Origin of the sequence: Bacillus sp. IS1, assembly GCF_032461585.1 — a bacterium.
Taxonomy (GTDB): Bacteria; Bacillota; Bacilli; order Bacillales; family Bacillaceae; genus Bacillus; species Bacillus velezensis.
Genome location: NZ_JAWCWR010000002.1, coordinates 122,792 through 143,854, shown reverse-complemented (window position 1 = coordinate 143,854; position 21,063 = coordinate 122,792). Strand labels below are relative to the sequence as shown.

Below are 21,063 nucleotides of genomic sequence, written 5' to 3'. Positions count from 1 at the left end.
TTCTTTTTTATAAGGGATAAAGCCGGACACTTCATAGCGGCACTTCTCAAAGAAAACAGCAAAAAAGAACCCGGCCTGTTTTCGGCTGAGTTCTTTTCATCATCCTCACAGCAAAATCACCCGATACTTCTTCACATCCAAAAACTGCAGAAACTCCCGGGCCAGCATGTCCGGCGCGTGGTCTTTTCCTTCATGAAGACGATATTGAATCAAACCGACGAGCATGGACGCGACATAATATGCATAGAGTTTTTTGCCCGCCTGAATGTGCAGAGGCTGATGAAGATAAAACGATTGCAGCGCTCTGAACATTTCCGGGATGACGTCAGGCACTCCCGAACCCTCTCTCAGAAAATGGACGAGCGGCATGCCGTCCGACAGTGCGGAAAAGAGACGGACGAGCGCGGCTTCCGCTTCTTCCATGGAACAGTCGGCAGGCTCTCCTTTTACCGTCAATAATCCGATCAGATCCCGGCATGATTGATGGATGATCGTTTTCAGCAATGCTTCTTTGTTGGCGTAATGGTCATAAAAAGTGGCACGGCGGAGGTTGCTTTGACGGGCAATATCGGAAATCGTAATCGCCGCGTACTCTTTTTTTTCCGCCATTAAGCCGATCATGGCTTCTTGCAAGGCCTGCCTCGTCCGGGTCACCCGGCGGTCGGCGGGCTTTTTTTCTTCTTGTTCCGGCACCCGGCGGCCGAACAGCCAGTAAAACCGTTTTTGAGAAATCAAATCCCACACCTGTCCGCTGATCGCTTCCGGGGATGCCCCGGGCTCCTCATTCAGCCAGTACAACACAATGGCATACGTATATAAAGCGCGGTAATGAATGTACATATCCTGTTCAGTCGGTGAGAAATCCGCATTGACCGGTGACAGCAGCACATCATGCCGGAACACATCTTTTAAAAAAGCATGAAAGTGAAAATACGGCATTTTATGACGGTCCATCATCGTTTGAAAAAACTCCCGATGCCGGTCAACAAAAGACAGGGTCGGATGCACTTTTTGCCATCCGCCATGTAAATGAAGCACATCTTTATTCTTCAGCGAATCATAAAGCGCTTCGCTCAGCCCGTCTTTCATTTCTTCCTCTATATCCTCTAAAATCGCATATTTATCTTCGTAATAAAGGTACAGTGTCCCCCGGCTCACATGCGACCGTTCGGCGATGTCCTTCATGGTCACACGGCGGATATCCCGCTCTCCAAGCATGGCCAAAAGCGCTTGTTTGATGTCAGTTGTCACAGAATCCGGCATAAGAGACACTCCTTTCATTAGACAGATCACCGCAATTTGTACGGTAACGTATAGATGTGTTTACGCTGTCTTTGCCGCAAAAACACATCACATTATAATAGGCCCTGAAGAAACAAAAAAGCAACCAGAGGAGGAAGACCGATGGATCAGCATATAAAAGCAGACATCAAACGCGTCTTTGAGCTTCAGAAAAAAAATCAAAAAACGCTGCGTGCTTCAACAGCCGGGCAGCGCAGAGAAAAGCTTCAGCGCTTTTTAGATGCCGTCACCGCACATGAAGAAGAAATCATCGAGGCGATCAGACGGGACGTCCGCAAGCCTTATCATGAGGTGAAAAGAGCGGAAACGCAGGGAACGATCAAGGCGATTAAAGATAATATGAACAATCTCGACACCTGGATGGCGCCGAAACGCGTCGGCTCATCCGTCAGCCCCGACGCTGACGGCGTATTAATGTACGAGCCAAAAGGCCTTACCTTAATTCTCGGCCCATGGAATTATCCGTTTATGCTGACGATGGCTCCGCTTGCGGCTGCCATTGCGGCCGGCAACAGCGCGATTGTGAAGCTGTCCGATTTTACGATGGAGACGAGCCATATCGCCGCGACAGTTATTCGCGAGGCATTTCAAGAAGAAGAAGTCGCCATTTTTGAAGGTGAGGTCGATGTCGCCACAGAACTGCTCGACCAGCCGTTTGACCACATTTTCTTCACCGGAAGCACGAATGTCGGTAAAATCGTCATGACGGCAGCGGCGAAGCACTTGTCGTCCGTCACGCTTGAGCTTGGCGGAAAGAGTCCGACGATCATCGACAGCGGCTATGATTTGATGGACGCGGCGAAAAAAATCGCCGTCGGCAAATTTGTCAATGCGGGGCAAACATGTATCGCTCCTGACTATCTCCTTATGAAGAAAGAAGTGCAGAGCACCTTTACAGATCTCCTGCAAACCATTGTCAATGCAGGTTTTATGGAGGATGATCATACGGTTGACCGCAACAAATTCACGCAGATTGTCAACGACCGCAACTTTAACCGTGTCAAAGCCCTGTATGATGATGCCATTGAAAAAGGGGCGAAAACGGCGTTCGGCGGCGTATTCGATGCGCATGACCGCACGATTTCTCCGACCGTGCTGACAAACGTCACGCCTGATATGAAGATCATGCAGGAAGAAATCTTCGCACCGATTCTGCCGATTATGAATTACGAAGATATCAGTGAAGCCGTTGATTACATCACTGAACGGGACAAGCCCCTTGCCTTGTATGTATTCAGCCATAATCAGGAGCTGATTGATTATGTTCTGCAGCATACGACGTCCGGCAATGCTTCTGTCAATGATGTCGTCGTTCATTTCACTGACGTCAACCTTCCGTTCGGCGGTGTCAATACGAGCGGGATCGGTTCATATCACGGTGTGTACGGCTTTAAAGAATTTTCTCATGAAAAAGGCGTATTTATTCAAGCCTCTAAATAAAAAAAGAATCCGCGCAGATGACGCGGATTCTTTTTTATTATTTTTTTGCCCCGAATGCGAGCAGTTTCGTATAAGTGCCGACATAGAGCGTGCCGTCTTCAGCCAGAACCGGGGAGGAAATGACATTGCTGTCTGTTTGATAGCGCCATTTTTCATTACCGTCAGCGTCAACCGCATAGACGTTTTTATCGTCAGAGCCGAAGTACACATTGCCGTCCGCAGCAATCAGCGGCGCCGTTCTTACAGGCCCGTCCGTATAGAAAGACCAGTTCATATTGCCGGTTTTGCTGATGGAAAACAGCTCGCCGCTTCCGGAACCGATATACACATTGCCGTTATGGTCGATCGCTAATGAAGAGCTGGAGAAACCGTTTAACGGGAACGTCCACTTTACAGCACCTGTTGATGTATAGGCGTATAAGTTGCCGTCCTGGTTTCCGGCGTAAACGGTGCCGTCTCTATCAATAACCGGATAGCCTTTAAACCCGTTGGACGTCGTTTTTGACCATTTCACTTGGCCTGTTCCGGAATTGATCGCGTAAAAGATATTATTGTACGTTGCCGTATACAGCGTTCCGTTTGATGCTAACACGGGAGCGGAGCCGACCACGCCGTTTGTTTTAAACTTCCACTTTTGCGTCCATGTCGAAGGCGACGTCGGTTTAATCGCATAGATATAGTTATCCAGCGTCGACACATACAGCGTGCCGTCAGAGCCGATAGCCGCATCTGAACTAGGCGCTCCGCTCAGCGGAACCGATGTTAAAATGTTTCCGGTTTCTTTGTCGATGAAATATAGTTTTTTATCGTGAGAAGGAAGATAAATGACACCGTTTGTTCCGAGCACCGGAGTCAGCGTATAGGTCGTCCCGAGGTTTTCCGTCACCCATTTCACAGTACCGTCCGGATGATACGCCGTCAGCTTCCCGTCTTTTGATTGAATAAATACGGTGCCGTCCCCGTCAACCGCGGCTCCCGCACCGTTTTGAGGATTGGCCGGAACATTCTTTTCCCATTTTAATGCGCCATCGGCAGTGCTTGTAAACCGGCTTTCTCTTGACCAGTTGAACATCGTCGGAGACATCGCCTGCGCGTCATACCGTCCCGCCAAGAAACCGGATGCCGCATGATTTTGTTTAAATACCGTTTCCGCAGCTTGAGCAGCCGCCGGATGCAGCCATTTTGCCCCCGGCAGATCAGAAACCGCTCCCACAGATAAAGCCGCAGCAACCGCAGCGCCGGCCGCCAATGTTTTCATTCGCAATGAAGCTGTCTTTTTTTTCAATGTCAGTTCCTCCCGTTTCTATTAAAAGCTGCTATATCACTTTGATCATACCATAATTAACCTATGAAATATTTGTATTTTCAGTATATTTATAGAACAAATGTCACATAGCCTGCTGATGCTTCGGGGATGATCGAAACGCGGCAATATACCACACCACGTTGACGATAAAAGCCGCGCCTGACCAAACGAGAAGACCGTAATAAAGAGACAGCTCCTGCCCTAAGGAAATTGCGGTCAATAACGTCACCAACAAGACAGCCGCGCAAATGATAAACCCGATTCCGCAAAAAACGGCCATGATGATTTTCATGACACGAATACCGAGAATATACATAATGAGCGGGACCGCATATATAACAAGGATCTGGCCGACGGCGGCCCACATGCCCGCGGAATTAAAACGATTCGCGTTCGGCCCCGTTTCCGCAAGCGGAGAAAGCGAGACGAGGACCGGCAATAAACAAAACAGCAGAGCGGAAAGCAAGGTCACCGCAACCGTATTTTTTTTCTTTTGATTCATGTGAATATCCTCCTGACAATAACCCGGCTTTTTTACCGGTAATCTGATAATATGTTATATTTTAGCACGATTTTTACTTAATTTGAGAATGTTTTGTTAAAAACGAATTTACAAATCCAGAAAAATAGATATAATAAACGTTATGGAACCGATATTGATTCATAAAGCGTTATCTAACAAAACACGAAGTGATATTATGACGTGGCTTAAACACCCGGAGGACCATTTTGATGAAAGACCTTATCTTGATCAGGGACTCAGTTTCCGCACCGGAATTTGCGTCGGTGATATTCAGGCAAAGTCGGGGCTTGCGCAGTCCGTCATCTCCAGCTACCTGCTGACCATGCAAAAAGCCGGCCTGCTGGAATCCGAACGAATCGGAAAATGGACCTATTACAGAAGGAATGAAAAACAAATTAAAGCCTTTGCTGACTATGTTCAGCACCAGCTATAACCATGAAAGGAGGGCTTTTTTTGTCCTAACATATCTATTTTTCTGTATATGTAGTTATAAAAGGAGGCATACATAACAATGAAAAAAAGCAGCTCCATCTTCATTCTGTTTTTGGCATTAGGGGTTTTCGGAATTATCACGACCGAAATGGGCATTATCGGCGTTCTTCCGCAAGTGGCGGACAGATTTCATATTTCTGCTTCAAAAGCGGGGTGGCTTGTCAGCATTTTCGCGTTCATCGTCGCTGTGTCGGGACCGTTTTTAACCTTGCTTGCTTCAGGCATAAACCGGAAATACATTCTGCTTTTGGCGGTGCTGATGTTTGCCGTTTCAAATGCGGTCTACGCGTATACGGCGCATTTCAGTGTCATGCTGGCGTTTCGGATCATTCCGGCTTTATGCCACCCGGTGTTCTTTTCTGTAGCGCTTGCGGCCGCGGCCCGGCTTGTCCCCGCCGGCCAATCCGGAAAAGCCGTAACGAAAGTCTTTTCAGGCATCACCGCCGGCTTTGCGTTCGGCGTGCCTTTCACGTCTTATCTGGCGGATCGTCTCTCCCTTGAATCAGCATTCCTATTCGGCGCTATCATCAGTCTCATCGCATTCACGGGCATTCTTCTCTTTTTGCCATCCATGCCGGTCACAGAAAACATGTCTTTCAGAAGCCAGCTCGGCATCCTTCGCAAGCCGGTCTTGTGGCTTAATATCGCTGCCGTCACCTGTCTCTTTGCGGCCATGTTTTCTGTCTACAGCTATTTTGCGGAGTACCTCGGACGGGTGTCCCATATGAACGGCACATGGGTCAGCTTCATGCTGATGAGCTTCGGAGTCATTATGATAGCCGGGAATTTCGTCTTCGGCGCTTTGTTATATAAAAATATGAAAAAGACCGTCATCCTGTTTCCGCTTCTTTATACAGCCGCCTACTTGCTCATATACGGGTTTGGGACGTCTTTCGCGCCGATGGCCGTCCTCGTCTTCGTATGGGGCGCCGTTCATTCCGGCGGGCTCATTGTCAGCCAGACATGGCTTACTGCGGAAGCAAAGGAGGCCCCCGAATTCGGCAACAGCCTGTTTGTCTCTTTTTCCAACCTCGGCATCACCATCGGAACGGCGGCGGGCGGCTGGTTTATTTCCCATTTAGGAATCCATCAGCTGATGTGGTGCGGCATCATGTTTGCCCTTCTGGCTTTCGGGCTGATCATGGGACGCTTGGCATGGGGAAAGAGGCTGCTCGCAGAAGCTTAAGCTCCGTTGCAAAATCCGGAATGATTACGTATAATATTCCAGATTAAAGCAAGGGAGAGAAAAAGATACATGGAAAGACCGGCAGGATTTTGGATTCGGTTTCTGGCTTACGTCATTGATCAAATCATCATAGGAATTCCGATTTTTATCATTCAATTTATGGTCTCTTTTTTATTTGCGGCAGGCGTTGCGGCGGCTGACCCCTTCATGACCGAAAATCAGTTTAACATCTCTTTTCTGGTGTTCGGCGTCATCCCGATTCTTGTGAGCTCTTTTGTGATCAGTATCTTATATTTCAGCCTGCTCACGGCCTCAAAGATGCAGGGGACACTGGGAAAAGCATTGCTCGGCCTTAAGGTCGTCAATGAAGATGGCGGACGCATTTCCATCGGCCAGGCCTTCGGACGCGCTTTCGCATATATCATATCTAAGCTCATTCTTTATATCGGATTCATCATGGGCGCCTTCGGAGAGAAAAAAACGCTGCACGACATCATGTGCAGCACCCGTGTTGTCTATAAATAATGTCCCCAAGTCCGGGCCTTTTGAGCCCGGGCTTTTTTATGACGGCTGTGCCCGCCTGATGTCAATGCCGCCCTTTCCGTCAGCCTCAATGCGGATCGTCCCGTTCACAACGACAGACAGCGGATGGAACTCCGCATGCTGATCAGAAAAAATCCAGCGGCGGCCGCTCGGCCCTAAAAGCAAAAACGCCCCATCATTGTAATCACCCATAAAATGAAACCCGTTTTCACTAAGAGGCGCATGCTTTCTCACCGGAATGCCGAAACGCTGCAGCTCCCTCCCGGTTGATACGACCTCGGCAGCCGTCAGATTCACCTCACCGATATTCAGAACGGACTCAATCGAAAAACGTTCCGCGCTTGGCGGCGATGTGTCTCTCGCGATGAATTCCGCCAGATTGTTGGACGGATCTTTAAAATAAAAGGAACGCGCCTGAATATGGGAGAAATACACCTCATCCTCCCCATCTTCCGTTTGAAAAACGACTTTATCCTTTATCCACGCCTTCGCCTCATCAAAACGATTATTCGGAATGTTAAACGCAAAATGATACGTCGGTTGAGAGTGAGAATCGGCGCGCCTGAATTCCAACTCACTTTCTCCCGCCTTGATGGTAAACGAATCACCGGACTCATCAATTAAAGGAAAACCTAACACCCGTTCATAGAAGTGTTTCGTCTCCTCCAACGCACAACTGTACAAAGTAATGTTATTTATTTGCATGATCATACCCCCTTTGGTTATAAAGACAATGAATGCATCAATATTCTTGTCTGACTCCGTTCAAAAATGATTCAATATTCTCAATTCGGTAAGCAGTATAGGGGTGAGTGGAAGCTAATAAAGCGATAAAACCTTTTCGAACGTCAATATGTTCACGTTCAATCCGATAGAAAAATTCTAACAGCTCATCTCCGAAACCCGCTTTCGCAGCTACTTCATCTGCCCGATATTCAAAATCTCTGCTTCCGATATTCACAAAATAAAATCCCAAACGGCAGTACGTTATGTAACACCATCCGACCAGCCTGAAGAATATATTTAATAACCCCCCAGACACAGAAGGATTTGATCCGCCGTTCAGAAGCCCTTCAATACACCCCAGAATAAAACATATAAAGAATCCCATCACATACAGCGGCAACAGTGCGATACTCAAAATAGTAAAACTGGAATTAAACATCACAAGGTGTAATGTGTCTTTAAAAGCAAGATGCGCATACTCATGGGCCAGTACCGCTTTTAGCTCACCATCACTTAAATTTCTCATAGTCGCCGAAGTCAATCCTATCGTTTTAAACCCCAGTGCAAATGCATTAATACCCTCATCATCTATTAAAAAAAGATCCGCTTTTTTCACATGAGGATAATGTCTTTGTACGCTTATAAAAACTTCATCGTTTAACCTTTCAAGGTACTCCTTTTCTCCAATGGTTGCCGGGCGCCTTAACCCGGCCCTTATTCTATTTCTCCAGTCCCCAAAAAGTCCGTAATTCATAAAGAATAACAATCCGTAAACGGATAAAAAAAGAAGAACCGTTGGAAAAAGCGCCAAAGGAAATAATGTTCTGAAGATCATAATTGAAATCAAAACTGTCAGCCCAGACCAAACAATGTATAAATAATTGAACTTTGTTTTTCTAACTTCCATTTTTGATCACCCTTTTTTTATTATGTTTGAATGATTTACCACTACTTAAACTGTCTTTTTATTATCGGTTCCGAAAATAGCATTGTAAAGATGTTCATCCAATTTTTTCCGAAAAAGAGGTGCTGTTTTTAACAGCACCTCTTTTTAATCACTCTTCAAAATAATCCAGGTCTACTCTCTTGATAACAAAAGTATTCTCTAAACTAACCCCGATATTATAGTTGAACATTAAATCCGTCAGCCTCTCCCCATCAATTAATATAATTTTTTTATCGATCACTTTAACATATTCTTTTGCGCCATCAGTAAATACAGATGTAGTAATAAACACACCCTTTTTCGCTTTTTTCCCATCCAGGCTGCCCGCAAATTTTTGTATTTCCGGCCTTGAAACAGAATCTTTCCACCTCTTGGCTTGAAGATAAATCATATCCAGCCCTAAAATGTCTTCTTTGATAACTCCATCTATGCCGCCATCTCCAGATCTCCCTATAGCCGTGCCTGCATCTGTTAATGAACCGCCGTATCCAAGAGCAACAAGCAATTCTACGACTAGTTTTTCAAAAAAGGCAGGAGAACATTTGTATATTTGGTTCAGTAACTCTTCTTTAATCTCATTTTTAACAGCATTATAATTCTGTTCAATGATTTCATTGGGAGTTCTGGGCTCTGAAGTAATCGACGGCTCACTTTCCTGTTGATTGCTGTCTTTACCCGTTTGTTTGAATCTCTGAAAGCTCTTATACTTCATTAGAAATCTATTATCTATACTGGCGACACTCGGGTCATTAATTATTTCTAAGCCTTCGCTGGTGATCTGAAAAACACCCCGTCTGACAATGTCGATTAAACCGGCTTTACTTAAATATGTTCTTACCCAACCGATTCGATTATGAAGTACTTTTTGGTTTCCGCTGGGTAATAATTTTTCTGCATCTTCCTCTGACAGGTTTAACTCTTTTGCTAATTTCACGTATAAGTCTTGTAATCTGTGCTCCTTTTTATCTGAAAGAATCTTTAAAAAAGGGTACATAAATTCTTGATATCCTGGTATGGTCAACTTCTACACTCCTATTTAACGTCTTTGTTAAAACCGGCTTGATATTTATATTATTTTTGCGTTCCTAACACCCCTGCGTAAAACCATCTTCATTTCACACTTAAATCTCTTTCAAAATCACTCATGATGATATATGAGGTATAGCTAATATGAGAACATCCGCTATCCATAATTGAATAAGTTCAAAACAAATATATATCTTTAAATTCCAGTCACCGGACTCATCATTTTTTTTAAAACCTAACACCCATTCACAAAAGTGTTCCTGAACAAAGTTACTTTATTTGCATGACCGTCCCCTCTTTGGTTTATACTACCATATAGAGGGTGGATTCTTGATATTATTCTGCACCAATTGAGAATCCCCCTTTCGCCCGGCGCTAAACATGACAAACAGCGCCAAACCGCTTATACCAGGCGTTTTTTAACGTCTGAAGCAAAAAAAAGCAGAAAATAATACCCCATATAGCTTGACAAAAAATAAATGTTATTTAATAATCTATATATAATTAGAATTATTATTGAAAGATAAAGTGAATGCTTTGTCTTTTTAATATATTTCAAATCACATTTCAGGAGGAAGATATTATGTCTTTAATCGGAAAAGAAGTACTGCCATTCGAAGCAAAAGCTTTTAAAAACGGTGAATTCATCGATGTAACAAACGAAGATTTGAAAGGTCAATGGAGCGTTTTCTGCTTCTACCCAGCGGATTTCTCTTTCGTTTGCCCGACTGAACTTGAAGATCTTCAAGGACAATACGCTGCACTGAAAGAATTAGGCGTTGAAGTATACTCTGTTTCTACAGATACTCACTTCGTACACAAAGGCTGGCATGACAGCTCTGAAAAAATCGGCAAAATCACTTACGCAATGATCGGTGACCCATCTCAAACGATCTCCCGCAACTTCGACGTTCTTGACGAAGAAACTGGTCTTGCTGACCGCGGAACATTCATCATCGATCCTGATGGCGTGATCCAAACAGTTGAAATCAATGCAGGCGGTATCGGCCGTGACGCAAGCAACCTTGTAAACAAAGTCAAAGCAGCTCAATACGTTCGTCAAAACCCAGGTGAAGTCTGCCCGGCTAAATGGGAAGAAGGCGGCGAAACACTTACACCTAGCCTTGATTTGGTAGGTAAAATCTAAGGAGTGCATTCCATTGGTACTTGATGCAAATATCAAAGCACAATTAAATCAATACATGCAGCTAATTGAGAACGACATTGTTCTCAAAGTAAGCGCCGGTGACGATGACACTTCTAAGGACATGCTGGCTCTCGTTGACGAGCTGGCTTCCATGTCATCTAAAATTTCAGTTGAACAAACTGAATTAAACAGAACACCGAGCTTCAGCGTTAATCGTACCGGAGAAGACACAGGCGTTACATTCGCCGGTGTTCCTCTCGGCCACGAATTTACATCATTAGTGCTGGCATTGCTTCAAGTCAGCGGCAGAGCGCCTAAGGCTGATCAAAAGGTCATTGACCAGATTAAGAACATCAGCGGAGAATACCGCTTTGAGTCTTATATCAGCCTGACGTGCCACAACTGCCCTGATGTCGTCCAAGCATTAAACATGATGAGCGTGCTGAACCCGAATATCACACATACAATGATTGACGGCGCGGCATTCAAAGAAGAAGTAGAAAGCAAAAACATCATGGCTGTTCCGACTGTTTTCTTAAACGGTGAATCTTTCGGAAGCGGCCGTATGACCATCGAAGAGATTCTCGCGAAAATGGGCAGCGGCGCAGATGCGTCTGAGTTTGCCGACAAAGACCCGTTTGACGTTCTTGTTGTCGGCGGCGGACCTGCCGGCGCAAGCGCGGCGATCTACACGGCGCGTAAAGGCATCCGCACCGGTGTCGTCGCTGAACGCTTCGGCGGCCAGGTACTCGACACCATGAGCATCGAGAACTTCATCAGCGTCAAAGCGACTGAAGGACCGAAGCTCGCCGCAAGCCTTGAAGAGCACGTGAAAGATTATGATATTGACGTCATGAACCTTCAGCGTGCGAAACGCCTTGAGAAAAAAGACCTCTTCGAACTTGAACTTGAAAACGGCGCTGTACTGAAAAGTAAAACAGTGATCCTTTCAACAGGTGCCCGCTGGCGCAATGTCAACGTACCTGGTGAGCAAGAGTTCAAAAACAAAGGTGTTGCATACTGCCCGCACTGTGACGGACCATTGTTTGAAGGCAAAGACGTAGCCGTTATCGGCGGCGGAAACTCCGGAATCGAAGCGGCGATTGACCTTGCAGGTATCGTCAATCACGTGACTGTGCTGGAATTCGCGCCTGAACTGAAAGCAGACGAAGTCCTGCAAAAACGTCTTTACAGCCTGCCAAACGTCACTGTGCACAAAAATGCACAAACGAAAGAAATCACTGGCGATCAAAACGTAAACGGCATTACGTTCGTTGACCGTGAAACAGGCGAAGAAAAACACGTTGAACTTCAAGGTGTATTCGTCCAAATCGGTCTCGTGCCTAATACAGAATGGTTAGACGAAACTGTCGAACGCAACCGCATCGGCGAAATCATCGTCGATAAGAGCGGCGCGACAAGCGTTCCCGGCCTATTTGCCGCAGGGGACTGCACAGACGGCCCGTACAACCAAATCATTATCTCCATGGGATCAGGTGCAACTGCCGCTTTAGGCGCATTTGATTATTTGATCCGGAATTAATGTGAAAGCCGCCATTCATATGGCGGCTTTTTTAAATATGAATTAAGAAGGCAGTATCTCCTCTAAACAATCCTCCCTGATTTTATAAGATTTTGGCCTTCTGCTTACCAGCTCAACAAATCCTTGCTGTTCTAAATAATCCATTACTCTGTTAATTTTATGTCTCGATTTATTTGAGAGCTCCATTAAATCTTGCACCGACAGCGTAACCTGATCATTTACAAATACATTAATCGTGATAATGATATTAAAAATATCACGTTCATCTTTATAATCAGCCCATTGATCGCTATCAATATAGTTCCTAATTCGTTTCAGTTTCATTAAATTAAATTCAAGATCCTCAATAATCCCTTTTTGTCCTGACAGAAGCAATTCCAGCATATCCATTAAATAAAAAGTCAGCTCTCCCCGGTTTAAAGGTGCGGGAATTTCCTCTAATGCCTTATAATACTTATCTTTGTTCTTATTAACTGCGTAAGAAAAAGTGATGGCTGAATATTTTTCTAAGTATCGGGACAAATAACTCCCAACGATAAGGCGTCCTGTTCTTCCATTGCCGTCATAAAAAGGATGAATGTATTCATAGTAGTAATGAGCTGTCATGTAACGATACAGCTGGGGATGTGTTTCATCATGAAGATAAGCAATTAAAGCCTCAAGCGCTTCTGTTATCTTCTGTTCAGAATTAACGCCGATATGGGTGGTCATGTTCCCATCGTTCACTTCAACATAGCCTTTTCTGAATAGCTCACCATCCGGCGCATCTTCTGCTCCGATTTCATCTGCGACCAGCTCGTCATATAATTCCCTAAAGTCATGAATGCTTGTAAACGACGGAATTCGGTCTATAAATTGATATGTTTTCATCAATCCGACAAACCGCTTATGTGAGGGCTCGGATTGTTCTAACGCTTTAAGAGCCTCTTTCAATTCTTTTTTTGTACTGCGGATTCCTTCAATTTCATTATTACTCTGTGCTTCATTAATAATTAATTTATCAAAATAAGGTTTGACGGCAAATTCGGGGAGCTGACTGATAAGGGATGAAATTTTGGAACTGTTTAACAACACTTCATTATTCAGCTTCATGAGTTTATGTGTATTCACATAGAATAACTCAAATGAATCGCCCGTGGGTCGGCCTTTTCGGAACCCCCGTATGTTTAATGATGTTGAATAACTGCCATAGCTGCTTGTTCTCTTTTTACATTCTTTCTCATATGAATCAGCATCCATTTTATAAAAAAGCTTAGATAACTTCTCATACTTCATATTACCACCTCGCTTAATTTAAAATTATACACTTTTTTAAAATTATACAATCATTATAGCCTGATTTCTAACAAATATTCCCGCTTTCCAATCAAAACAAAAAACGGCGTACTGCATGGCAGTACACCGTCTGAAGCAATTCAATCTGTCTTTCTCCCTCTCGCCCGATAGATAAGAAATAATCCAATAAACCACAGCGGCGTTAGCAGCAAAGCCGGGCGTGTTGCATCCGCAAACAGCATAATCACCAGAATGACGGCAAACAGCGCCAGCACGGCGTAATTGATAAACGGCGCAAACGGCGCCTTGAAAGACGAGCTTGCGTGTAAGTCCGGACGGGTTTTCCTGTATCTGATATGACAGACAAGAATCACGCCCCACACCCAAATGAAACAAATCGCGCTGATGGTTGTCACGATGCCAAAAGCCGCTTCCGGTATCAATTTGCTTAAAAGAGCGCCCGCTGACAGCACAATAACCGATATCCATAATGCGCGGCTCGGCACATGATTTTTATTCAGCTTCGCAAAACTTGCAGGCGCCTGTTTCGTTTTGCTTAAGTTATACAAAATCCGGCTTGTTGAAAACATCCCGCTGTTACAAGCAGAAGCAGCAGACGTTAATACGACAAAATTAATAATTCCCGCGGCTAACGGGATGCCGACCAGACTGAAGGTCCTCACAAAAGGACTTTCCGCCGCATTCAGCTGCATCCACGGGTTAATACATAAAAGAATGAGCAATGCCCCGACGTAGAAAAATAAAATCCGCAATGGAATTTTATTGATAGCGGACGGAATATTTTTTTTCGGATTTGACGTTTCCGCCGCCGACACACCCACTAATTCCACACCGACATAGGCGAAAATCACCATCTGGAACGAAAGCAAAAAACCTGAAAGTCCGTTCGGAAACAAGCCGCCGTGCTCCCACAGATTCGCCGCTGAAACCGTTCCGGTATGCGTTTTGAACCCAATCACCAGCAGAACCACACCGATGACAATTAACGCGAGAATCGTGACTACCTTAATTAAGGCGAACCAAAACTCCAATTCTCCAAAAATCTTAACCGTTAACAGATTAAGCCCTAATAAAATGAGCAAACAGATAAGTGCCGGAATCCACTGCGGAATATCAAACCAATATTTCACATACACACCGACGGCGATCACATCCGCCATAGCCGTCATAATCCAGCAAAACCAGTAGGTCCAGCCGGTGACAAACGCTGCACGCGGCCCTAAATACGCCTCGGCAATATCCGTTAATGATTGGTAGCCCGCTTTAGATAACAGCAGTTCTCCCAGCGCCCGCATGACGAAAAAAAGCGCAATTCCTACAATAAAATACGCAAAGATGATAGAAGGACCCGCCAGCTGAATCGCCTTACCGGACCCTAAAAACAATCCGGTGCCGATCGTGCCGCCAATGGCGATCAGCTGCACGTGCCGATTCGATAAGTCCCTCTTTAGCTCTCGTTGCTCCACATCTGACTCCTCCTTACCTCTCTAGTGAACGACGAGCAAAAAAAGCCAATAAAAAAAGAGATTGGATGCCCTCCAATCTCATGGTCATAAGAATATCAAATTATATCTGCGCCGCCGACAATCAACAGCATGACAAATACATATTCGGTACTCTTCTGTCCTTTTGCCTGAGATTGTGAACCCTTCGGCGCCGCGGAAAACCCGCGGTCTCTCCAGAAGCCGCTCCTGCTGTAGTGCGACCCACAGCAATCATAGCCTGCTACGTATTGAGTTTCTGATAGAAATACCTATCAGCTAACTTTTTATTTTAATGGAAGTTGAATTCATTGTCAATAGGGGGATGAGCTCACGGCGTTATCCCGGTCCAATTTTCGATGCCTGAAGCGCCGTATTTTCCGTTTTCATTGTCTCAAAAAGGCGTTATGCGGTACTATCATATAAGGTCTAATGATTTAAACATTATGTCATACTTTAAATTCACCTTACCATACAATGGCTCGTAAATAAAAAGGGGATGGACGAGATTGGAAACGAAATATTTAGATCTGCTCGCACAAAAATACGATTGTGAAGAAAAAGTGGTCACGGAAATCATTAATCTGAAAGCGATACTGAACCTGCCGAAAGGAACCGAGCATTTCGTCAGTGATCTGCACGGGGAGTATCAGGCATTCCAGCACGTGCTGCGGAACGGTTCAGGAAGGGTAAAAGAGAAGATCCGCGATATTTTCAGCGGCGTCATTTACGATAGAGAAATTGATGAACTGGCGGCTTTGGTCTATTATCCTGAGGACAAACTGAAGCTGATCAAACATGACTTTGATACGAAAGAGGCATTAAACGAGTGGTATAAAGAAACGATTCATCGGATGATTAAGCTCGTTTCTTATTGTTCTTCCAAGTACACCCGCTCCAAATTGCGCAAAGCGCTGCCCGCCCAATTTGCTTATATTTCTGAAGAGCTTCTGTACAAAACAGAACAAGCCGCCAACAAGGAACAATACTATTCCGAAATCATAGAACAGATCATTGCGCTCGGCCAGGCCGATAAGCTGATCACCGGTCTTGCCTACAGCACGCAGCGATTGGTGGTCGACCATCTGCATGTTGTCGGCGATATTTATGACCGCGGACCGCAGCCGGATAAAATCATGGAAGAGCTGATCAACTATCATTCAGTGGATATTCAATGGGGGAATCACGATGTTCTCTGGATAGGCGCTTATTCCGGCTCAAAAGTATGCCTGGCAAACATTATCCGCATCTGTGCCCGCTATGACAATCTGGATATTATTGAAGACGTTTACGGCATCAATCTGAGACCGCTATTGAACCTTGCCGAAAAATATTACGATGATAACCCGTCTTTCCGCCCGAAAGCGGACGAAAACAGACCGGAAGATGAGATTAAACAAATCACAAAAATTCATCAGGCGATCGCGATGATCCAATTCAAGCTTGAGAGCCCGATTATTAAGAGACGGCCGAACTTTAATATGGAGGAACGTCTGTTACTGGAAAAGATTGATTATGATCGCAATGAAATCACGCTGAACGGAAAAACATATCAGCTGGAAAACACCTGCTTTGCGACGGTGAATCCTAAACAGCCTGACGAGCTGTTAGAAGAAGAAGCGGAAGTCATGGACAAGCTGCTGTTCTCTGTTCAGAACTCCGAAAAGCTGGGCCGCCATATGAATTTTATGATGAAAAAAGGCAGCCTTTATTTAAAATATAACGGCAACCTGTTGATTCACGGCTGTATTCCCGTCGATGAAAACGGCAGCATGGAAACGATGATGATAGAGGATAAAGCTTATGCGGGTCGTGAGCTGCTCGATGTATTTGAACGGTTCTTACGAGAAGCGTTTGCCCATCCGGAAGAAACCGATGATCTGGCGACAGATATGACGTGGTACTTATGGACAGGCGAATACTCTTCCCTCTTCGGAAAACGCGCCATGACAACCTTTGAGCGGTATTTCATTAAAGAGAAGGAAACGCATAAAGAAAAGAAAAACCCGTATTACTATTTGCGTGAAGACGAAGCAGCCTGCCGAAACATCCTGAAGGAATTCGGCCTCAACCCGGATCATGGCCATATCATCAACGGCCATACACCGGTAAAAGAAATCGAAGGCGAAGATCCGATCAAGGCAAACGGAAAAATGATCGTCATCGACGGCGGCTTCTCCAAAGCCTACCAATCCACAACAGGCATCGCCGGCTACACACTCTTATACAACTCTTACGGCATGCAGCTCGTCGCCCATAAACACTTCAACTCCAAGGCCGAAGTGCTGAGCACCGGAACCGACGTCTTAACAGTGAAACGATTAGTCGACAAAGAGCTGGAGCGGAAGAAAGTGAAAGAAACAAACGTCGGTGAAGAACTGATGAAAGAAGTGGCGATTTTGGAGAAGCTGCGGGAGTATCGGTATATGAAGTGAAGAATATGGAGTTCAGAGATGATTCTCTGGGCTCTTTTTTTACGGTTACGAACTAAGAAGTCCCTTTCCCTGTATATAAAACGGATTTAACCGCTTCTTCAATCTCCCTATAACCCGTACATCTGCAAATATTGGACTCCAGCCAATTTTTTATCGTGTCATCACTTGCATTCGGCTCAGTATTCACTAAAGCATGACAATTCATGAGAAACCCCGGTGTGCAATAACCGCATTGAAACGCGAATTTTTCAATAAAGGCCTTTTGAATCGGCGTATTGATCAGTCCTTCAATTGTCGTAATGTCCTTTCCTTCCCCTTCTGCCGCAAGCATTAAGCAAGATTTCATCGGCACCCCGTCCGTTAATACCGTACAGGCGCCGCAATCCCCATTTAAGCAGCCCGGCTTTGCACCAGTTAATCCGAGACGAAGACGAAGAGCAAATAACAAAGTATCAGCCGGTCTGACCGTAATCTGTCTTTCCTCGCCATTTACTTTCAACGTAATAGGATCAGACATTTGGACCTCCTTCTAATTCCCGTAAGGCATCTAAAATTGTATGTTGCAAGACAAATATTCGGTATTCACTTGAGCCTTCTGCATCATCAAGAACAGGTTTGGGTACATATTGTAAAGACCTGCGTACTCTTTCTTCGGCTGATCGGCTTTTATCGTTAAGCACAGCCTCCATTTCAGCAGAACGAAACGGAAATGGACATACGCCGCTGAAGGCCATTCTGATCTCATCATCTTTTTTCAGCGCACAGACTGTCACCAATGGATACCCGACATTCCACTGCTGTCTTCTTTTGATACTGACAAATGGCAGGTCAACGTACGCTCGATCGACAACGACATGAAATAAAAAATCTCCTTTTTGCAATTGTATTTCCTTGTTAAATACTTTATTTATGGGACGGTAATGAATCCCCGCTCTCCCTGCAATCCCTATCAAACTATCGGAAATTAACAACGGCAGCACGGCCTCACGGTAATAGATGCCCCCGCAAATGTTTCCGCCCAGGCTGATCTTATTTCGAGTCGTCCGATCGGCTATTTCACTGACTGTTTTACTTAATAGCGGAAATGGATTTTCTTCCTCCAGTTTCGTTAATGACACGCCCGCTCCGATCACCAGATCATTTTCATAAAAGCGGATGGTTTGAAATCCCGGAAGCGCGTTCATATCTATCACCGCATCCGTATAGATGATATTCAGCCTTCCTAACGTGATAATTTCCGTGCCGCCGGAATAATACATTGGTGTTTTCTTTTCGGCCGCAAGCGAGTGAAACAGACGGGTTGTTTCTTGAATGGTCTTCGGTTTAAAATAGTCAAAATCAAACGGTATCATCTTTCCACCCCTCTTGCGTCCTCCATAATTGTTCGGGAATGAGAGGAAGTTGATTCAATTGGACACCTAAAGCGGCGGACAGGCAATTTCCCAATGCTGCCGGCATCCCCAACAGTCCGTGTTCCCCGCCGCCGCGCGCCCCATAAGGCGCAATCACATGCGGGGTTTCAACAAATTCAATGATATATTCAGGCTGCTCTCCATAGTGAAGGGGGCGGTATGTTCTAAGCTGAGGATTTAATACTCTTCCATATGAATCAAATACAAAGGTCTCTCTTCCTCCAAATGCAATTCCCATACTCATCGCCCCCATCACTTGGCCCCTTGCCGCTTTTTCATTCAGTACAGTTCCCATATCCACAACAGAATAGGCTTTAGTAATTCTGTAAGTATAATCCCGTTTATCCAACTCAACTTCAATTCCCTGAGCACCGACAGCCCATTCGGGTCCCGGCTTTCCTCTTCCCGTTTCCCGGTCTAAATTCGTCATCCGGGTTAATGTGTAATTGCCGCTCGCAATGATTTGGCCGCCAATGGTATTTCCATTTGGAAACGTATATCCGTAAGCAATGTCTTTTATGTCAACATGTACAGAAGGATGATCTATAAAATAAACCTTTCCGTCGGCAACTTCCAATTCCTCGACAGGAACCCGCAACACACATGATGCCACATCCTTCAGCTTTCGAATGGCTTCCTCCGCTGCATTCAGTACGGCTCTTCCGGCCATTAACGTCCCTCTGCTCCCCACGGTTTTCCAATGCTCGGGTGTTGTTTGTGTATCTATAAGCATTTTTACATGAATTTTGCTTATATCCATTTTCATTCGTTCCGCCAGGATTTGGGCTAGCACTGTTTTTGTCCCTGTTCCAATTTCCACTACCCCTGACATCAAATTAATGCTTCCATCGGGATTAAAGGTTAAAAGAACCCCGGACGTTGCATTTGTATCAAATGTTGAAGTTTTCCAAATGCAGCTGATTCCCTTCGCTCGTATCTTCCGGCCGTCGATTTCAATTCGCTGTCCCTCGTCCCAATTCATTAATTCCTTCAATCTTTCAATGCACTTCGGCACATTTCCGACCGTGCTTGAATTGAGAAGAACTTGAGTCGGTGTGGTATCACCGGGGCGAATGGCATTTTTATAGCGGAGTTCTAACGGGTCCATGTTCAGCTTTTCCGCCAATACATCCATCGTCCGCTCAAAGGCAAATAACACTTCAGCATGGCTGTAGCCCCTGAATGCACTTGGATATGGATGATTCGTATACATACAATATGAATCACACCGTATATGGTCGATAGCGTACGGACCCGTACAATCAACCACCGCAGCCCGGCTGATGTCCACTCCTTTATCAGAATACGCTCCGCCATCAAATAAAAACTGAATGTCTGCCGCCTTTAAGATTCCATCCTTTGTAGCCCCTAATTTGACAATAGCATCCAACCCTATATGAACGGGAGATGTGATCAAATCCTCTTCTCTCGTATTAAATAATTTGACGGGCCGGCCTCCGACTGCTTTTGATGCCAAATAGGCAATCACCTCTAATTGAACGGCTGCTTTTCCCCCGTACGCTCCTCCTACTAAAGGCGTTTTGACGATAACCTTTCCGGGTTCGATTCCAAAGTACCACTGCATTAATTTTTTAATGGCAAAAGGAGCTTGAGAGGATGTGGTAATGATAATCTCCTCATCCGCGCGAATTTCAGCGATCGAGCACCTTGTTTCCATCGCAGCGTGATCAGAAGGGTTAAAGGAAATCTGGAATTCTGCTGTCACATCACTTTCCCTAAACCCGTCTTCAATATTTCCTTTTCTAACCTTATCCAGGTTTGCGATATTTGTCTTCGGAACCGGGAATACACCTTTTGTCTTCTCATAGCGGTCCGCATTTTCATGGACGAGTGGCGCATCCTTTTGAAAGGCCTCACGGGGGGAATTGACGACGGGAAGAGGTTTATAAGATACTTTGATGGCATCCGCTGCCTTTTTAGCTGTAATTGGATTTTCCGCAACAACAACAGCAACCGGCTCACCATGGTATCTGACCCTTTTATAAGCAATCGGCGATCTGTCTTTAATTTCCTCACCTGCAAGCGGAAAAGGTTCATCACCCAATATCGCTCTCACTCCGGGAATCTTCCAAGCTTCTGAAAAGTCCATAGACACAATATCGGCATGCGCATATGGACTGGTCAGCATTTTTGCGTGTAATGTGCCTGTTTCTTGAAAATCATCCGTATATTTCGCTTTACCCGTCACTTTTTCAAAGGCCTCTTTCCGAATGACACTCTTCCCGATATACTCCAACT

18 protein-coding genes and 1 riboswitch are annotated in these 21,063 nt (G+C 45.1%); of the genes, 7 read left to right on the top strand and 11 right to left on the bottom strand.

Annotation, left to right across the window (positions count from 1 at the left end; all coding sequences use genetic code 11):
* Positions 1 to 105: 105 nt before the first annotated feature.
* Positions 106 to 1,263, bottom strand: coding sequence for a TetR/AcrR family transcriptional regulator (locus tag RUW00_RS08815; RefSeq protein ID WP_032875496.1), 1,158 nt, complete (start codon positions 1,261 to 1,263; stop codon positions 106 to 108).
* 141 nt (positions 1,264 to 1,404) lie between these two features.
* On the opposite strand from RUW00_RS08815, the gene RUW00_RS08810 reads away from it, so the two are divergent.
* Positions 1,405 to 2,742 carry an aldehyde dehydrogenase family protein gene (locus tag RUW00_RS08810; RefSeq protein WP_095271228.1) on the top strand — a complete coding sequence of 446 codons (1,338 nt, stop codon included), beginning with the start codon at positions 1,405 to 1,407 and terminating at the stop codon, positions 2,740 to 2,742.
* Positions 2,743 to 2,779: 37 nt separating this feature from the next.
* On the opposite strand, the gene RUW00_RS08805 is transcribed toward RUW00_RS08810, so the two are convergent.
* Both RUW00_RS08805 and RUW00_RS08800 read right to left on the bottom strand, forming a co-directional pair.
* Positions 2,780 to 4,000 carry an outer membrane protein assembly factor BamB family protein gene (locus RUW00_RS08805; RefSeq protein WP_280145421.1) on the bottom strand — a complete coding sequence of 407 codons (1,221 nt, stop codon included), beginning with the start codon at positions 3,998 to 4,000 and terminating at the stop codon, positions 2,780 to 2,782.
* Between the two features lie 130 nt (positions 4,001 to 4,130).
* Entirely contained in the window at positions 4,131 to 4,550 is a 420-nt protein-coding gene (locus tag RUW00_RS08800) for a DUF5391 family protein (protein ID WP_014419307.1), read from the bottom strand.
* 142 nt (positions 4,551 to 4,692) lie between these two features.
* Here RUW00_RS08800 and RUW00_RS08795 point away from each other — a divergent pair, with 142 nt between their 5' ends.
* The 3 genes from RUW00_RS08795 (at position 4,693) to RUW00_RS08785 (ending at position 6,774) form a co-directional block, all read left to right on the top strand.
* Positions 4,693 to 5,004 (top strand): ArsR/SmtB family transcription factor, encoded by a 312-nt coding sequence (locus RUW00_RS08795; RefSeq protein WP_007407855.1) that lies wholly within the window; start codon positions 4,693 to 4,695, stop codon positions 5,002 to 5,004.
* 78 nt (positions 5,005 to 5,082) lie between these two features.
* The gene (locus RUW00_RS08790; RefSeq protein WP_029972996.1) at positions 5,083 to 6,249 is read left to right on the top strand and encodes an MFS transporter; all 1,167 of its coding nucleotides are present in this window, start codon (positions 5,083 to 5,085) and stop codon (positions 6,247 to 6,249) included.
* A gap of 69 nt (positions 6,250 to 6,318) precedes the next feature.
* Entirely contained in the window at positions 6,319 to 6,774 is a 456-nt protein-coding gene (locus tag RUW00_RS08785; RefSeq protein WP_004393190.1) for an RDD family protein, read from the top strand.
* A 36-nt stretch (positions 6,775 to 6,810) separates the two neighbouring features.
* Here RUW00_RS08785 and RUW00_RS08780 read toward each other — a convergent pair whose 3' ends face one another.
* The 3 genes from RUW00_RS08780 to RUW00_RS08770 form a co-directional block, all read right to left on the bottom strand.
* Positions 6,811 to 7,497 carry a VOC family protein gene (locus RUW00_RS08780; protein ID WP_267543438.1) on the bottom strand — a complete coding sequence of 229 codons (687 nt, stop codon included), beginning with the start codon at positions 7,495 to 7,497 and terminating at the stop codon, positions 6,811 to 6,813.
* 37 nt (positions 7,498 to 7,534) lie between these two features.
* Positions 7,535 to 8,425 carry a M48 family metalloprotease gene (locus tag RUW00_RS08775; protein WP_280144765.1) on the bottom strand — a complete coding sequence of 297 codons (891 nt, stop codon included), beginning with the start codon at positions 8,423 to 8,425 and terminating at the stop codon, positions 7,535 to 7,537.
* Between the two features lie 148 nt (positions 8,426 to 8,573).
* The gene (locus RUW00_RS08770; RefSeq protein ID WP_280144766.1) at positions 8,574 to 9,485 is read right to left on the bottom strand and encodes a restriction endonuclease; all 912 of its coding nucleotides are present in this window, start codon (positions 9,483 to 9,485) and stop codon (positions 8,574 to 8,576) included.
* Between the two features lie 588 nt (positions 9,486 to 10,073).
* Between RUW00_RS08770 and ahpC the strand changes: the two genes are divergently transcribed.
* Together ahpC and ahpF are read left to right on the top strand one after the other, a co-directional pair.
* Positions 10,074 to 10,637 carry an alkyl hydroperoxide reductase subunit C gene (ahpC, locus tag RUW00_RS08765; RefSeq protein WP_004393188.1) on the top strand — a complete coding sequence of 188 codons (564 nt, stop codon included), beginning with the start codon at positions 10,074 to 10,076 and terminating at the stop codon, positions 10,635 to 10,637.
* A 13-nt stretch (positions 10,638 to 10,650) separates the two neighbouring features.
* The gene (ahpF, locus tag RUW00_RS08760; RefSeq protein ID WP_280144767.1) at positions 10,651 to 12,180 is read left to right on the top strand and encodes an alkyl hydroperoxide reductase subunit F; all 1,530 of its coding nucleotides are present in this window, start codon (positions 10,651 to 10,653) and stop codon (positions 12,178 to 12,180) included.
* A gap of 42 nt (positions 12,181 to 12,222) precedes the next feature.
* Here ahpF and RUW00_RS08755 read toward each other — a convergent pair whose 3' ends face one another.
* Together RUW00_RS08755 and RUW00_RS08750 are read right to left on the bottom strand one after the other, a co-directional pair.
* Entirely contained in the window at positions 12,223 to 13,455 is a 1,233-nt protein-coding gene (locus tag RUW00_RS08755) for a Fic family protein (RefSeq protein WP_065180360.1), read from the bottom strand.
* Positions 13,456 to 13,595: 140 nt separating this feature from the next.
* The gene (locus tag RUW00_RS08750) at positions 13,596 to 14,942 is read right to left on the bottom strand and encodes an amino acid permease (protein ID WP_315956588.1); all 1,347 of its coding nucleotides are present in this window, start codon (positions 14,940 to 14,942) and stop codon (positions 13,596 to 13,598) included.
* A gap of 145 nt (positions 14,943 to 15,087) precedes the next feature.
* A riboswitch (glycine riboswitch) is annotated at positions 15,088 to 15,168 on the bottom strand.
* A gap of 298 nt (positions 15,169 to 15,466) precedes the next feature.
* Here RUW00_RS08750 and fbp point away from each other — a divergent pair.
* Positions 15,467 to 17,392: a fructose-1,6-bisphosphatase gene (gene fbp, locus RUW00_RS08745; RefSeq protein ID WP_014419314.1), complete on the top strand. Its 1,926-nt coding sequence runs from the start codon at positions 15,467 to 15,469 to the stop codon at positions 17,390 to 17,392.
* Between the two features lie 52 nt (positions 17,393 to 17,444).
* Here the strand turns inward: fbp and RUW00_RS08740 are convergent, their stop codons facing one another.
* The 3 genes from RUW00_RS08740 to RUW00_RS08730 are packed head-to-tail and all read right to left on the bottom strand — an operon-like array spanning position 17,445 to position 21,061.
* On the bottom strand, positions 17,445 to 17,909 hold the full coding sequence (locus RUW00_RS08740) for a (2Fe-2S)-binding protein (RefSeq protein ID WP_280144770.1): 465 nt from the start codon (positions 17,907 to 17,909) through the stop codon (positions 17,445 to 17,447).
* Entirely contained in the window at positions 17,902 to 18,744 is an 843-nt protein-coding gene (locus RUW00_RS08735; protein WP_053573874.1) for an FAD binding domain-containing protein, read from the bottom strand. Before RUW00_RS08735 ends, RUW00_RS08740 begins: the two co-directional genes overlap by 8 nt.
* Positions 18,731 to 21,061: a xanthine dehydrogenase family protein molybdopterin-binding subunit gene (locus RUW00_RS08730; protein WP_280144771.1), complete on the bottom strand. Its 2,331-nt coding sequence runs from the start codon at positions 21,059 to 21,061 to the stop codon at positions 18,731 to 18,733. Before RUW00_RS08730 ends, RUW00_RS08735 begins: the two co-directional genes overlap by 14 nt.
* Positions 21,062 to 21,063: the final 2 nt, after the last annotated feature.

Excerpts from the sequence above, each read along its gene's own strand:
- RUW00_RS08785 (WP_004393190.1), top strand. The coding sequence starts at position 6,319 with ATGGAAAGACCGGCAGGATTTTGGATTCGGTTTCTGGCTTACGTCATT.
- RUW00_RS08775 (WP_280144765.1), bottom strand. The coding sequence starts at position 8,425 with ATGGAAGTTAGAAAAACAAAGTTCAATTATTTATACATTGTTTGGTCT.
- RUW00_RS08795 (WP_007407855.1), top strand. The coding sequence starts at position 4,693 with ATGGAACCGATATTGATTCATAAAGCGTTATCTAACAAAACACGAAGT.
- RUW00_RS08800 (WP_014419307.1), bottom strand. The coding sequence starts at position 4,550 with ATGAATCAAAAGAAAAAAAATACGGTTGCGGTGACCTTGCTTTCCGCT.
- ahpC (WP_004393188.1), top strand. The coding sequence starts at position 10,074 with ATGTCTTTAATCGGAAAAGAAGTACTGCCATTCGAAGCAAAAGCTTTT.
- RUW00_RS08815 (WP_032875496.1), bottom strand. The coding sequence starts at position 1,263 with ATGCCGGATTCTGTGACAACTGACATCAAACAAGCGCTTTTGGCCATG.
- RUW00_RS08755 (WP_065180360.1), bottom strand. The coding sequence starts at position 13,455 with ATGAAGTATGAGAAGTTATCTAAGCTTTTTTATAAAATGGATGCTGAT.
- RUW00_RS08805 (WP_280145421.1), bottom strand. The coding sequence starts at position 4,000 with ATGAAAACATTGGCGGCCGGCGCTGCGGTTGCTGCGGCTTTATCTGTG.
- RUW00_RS08735 (WP_053573874.1), bottom strand. The coding sequence starts at position 18,744 with ATGATACCGTTTGATTTTGACTATTTTAAACCGAAGACCATTCAAGAA.
- RUW00_RS08790 (WP_029972996.1), top strand. The coding sequence starts at position 5,083 with ATGAAAAAAAGCAGCTCCATCTTCATTCTGTTTTTGGCATTAGGGGTT.
- RUW00_RS08810 (WP_095271228.1), top strand. The coding sequence starts at position 1,405 with ATGGATCAGCATATAAAAGCAGACATCAAACGCGTCTTTGAGCTTCAG.
- RUW00_RS08740 (WP_280144770.1), bottom strand. The coding sequence starts at position 17,909 with ATGTCTGATCCTATTACGTTGAAAGTAAATGGCGAGGAAAGACAGATT.
- RUW00_RS08780 (WP_267543438.1), bottom strand. The coding sequence starts at position 7,497 with ATGCAAATAAATAACATTACTTTGTACAGTTGTGCGTTGGAGGAGACG.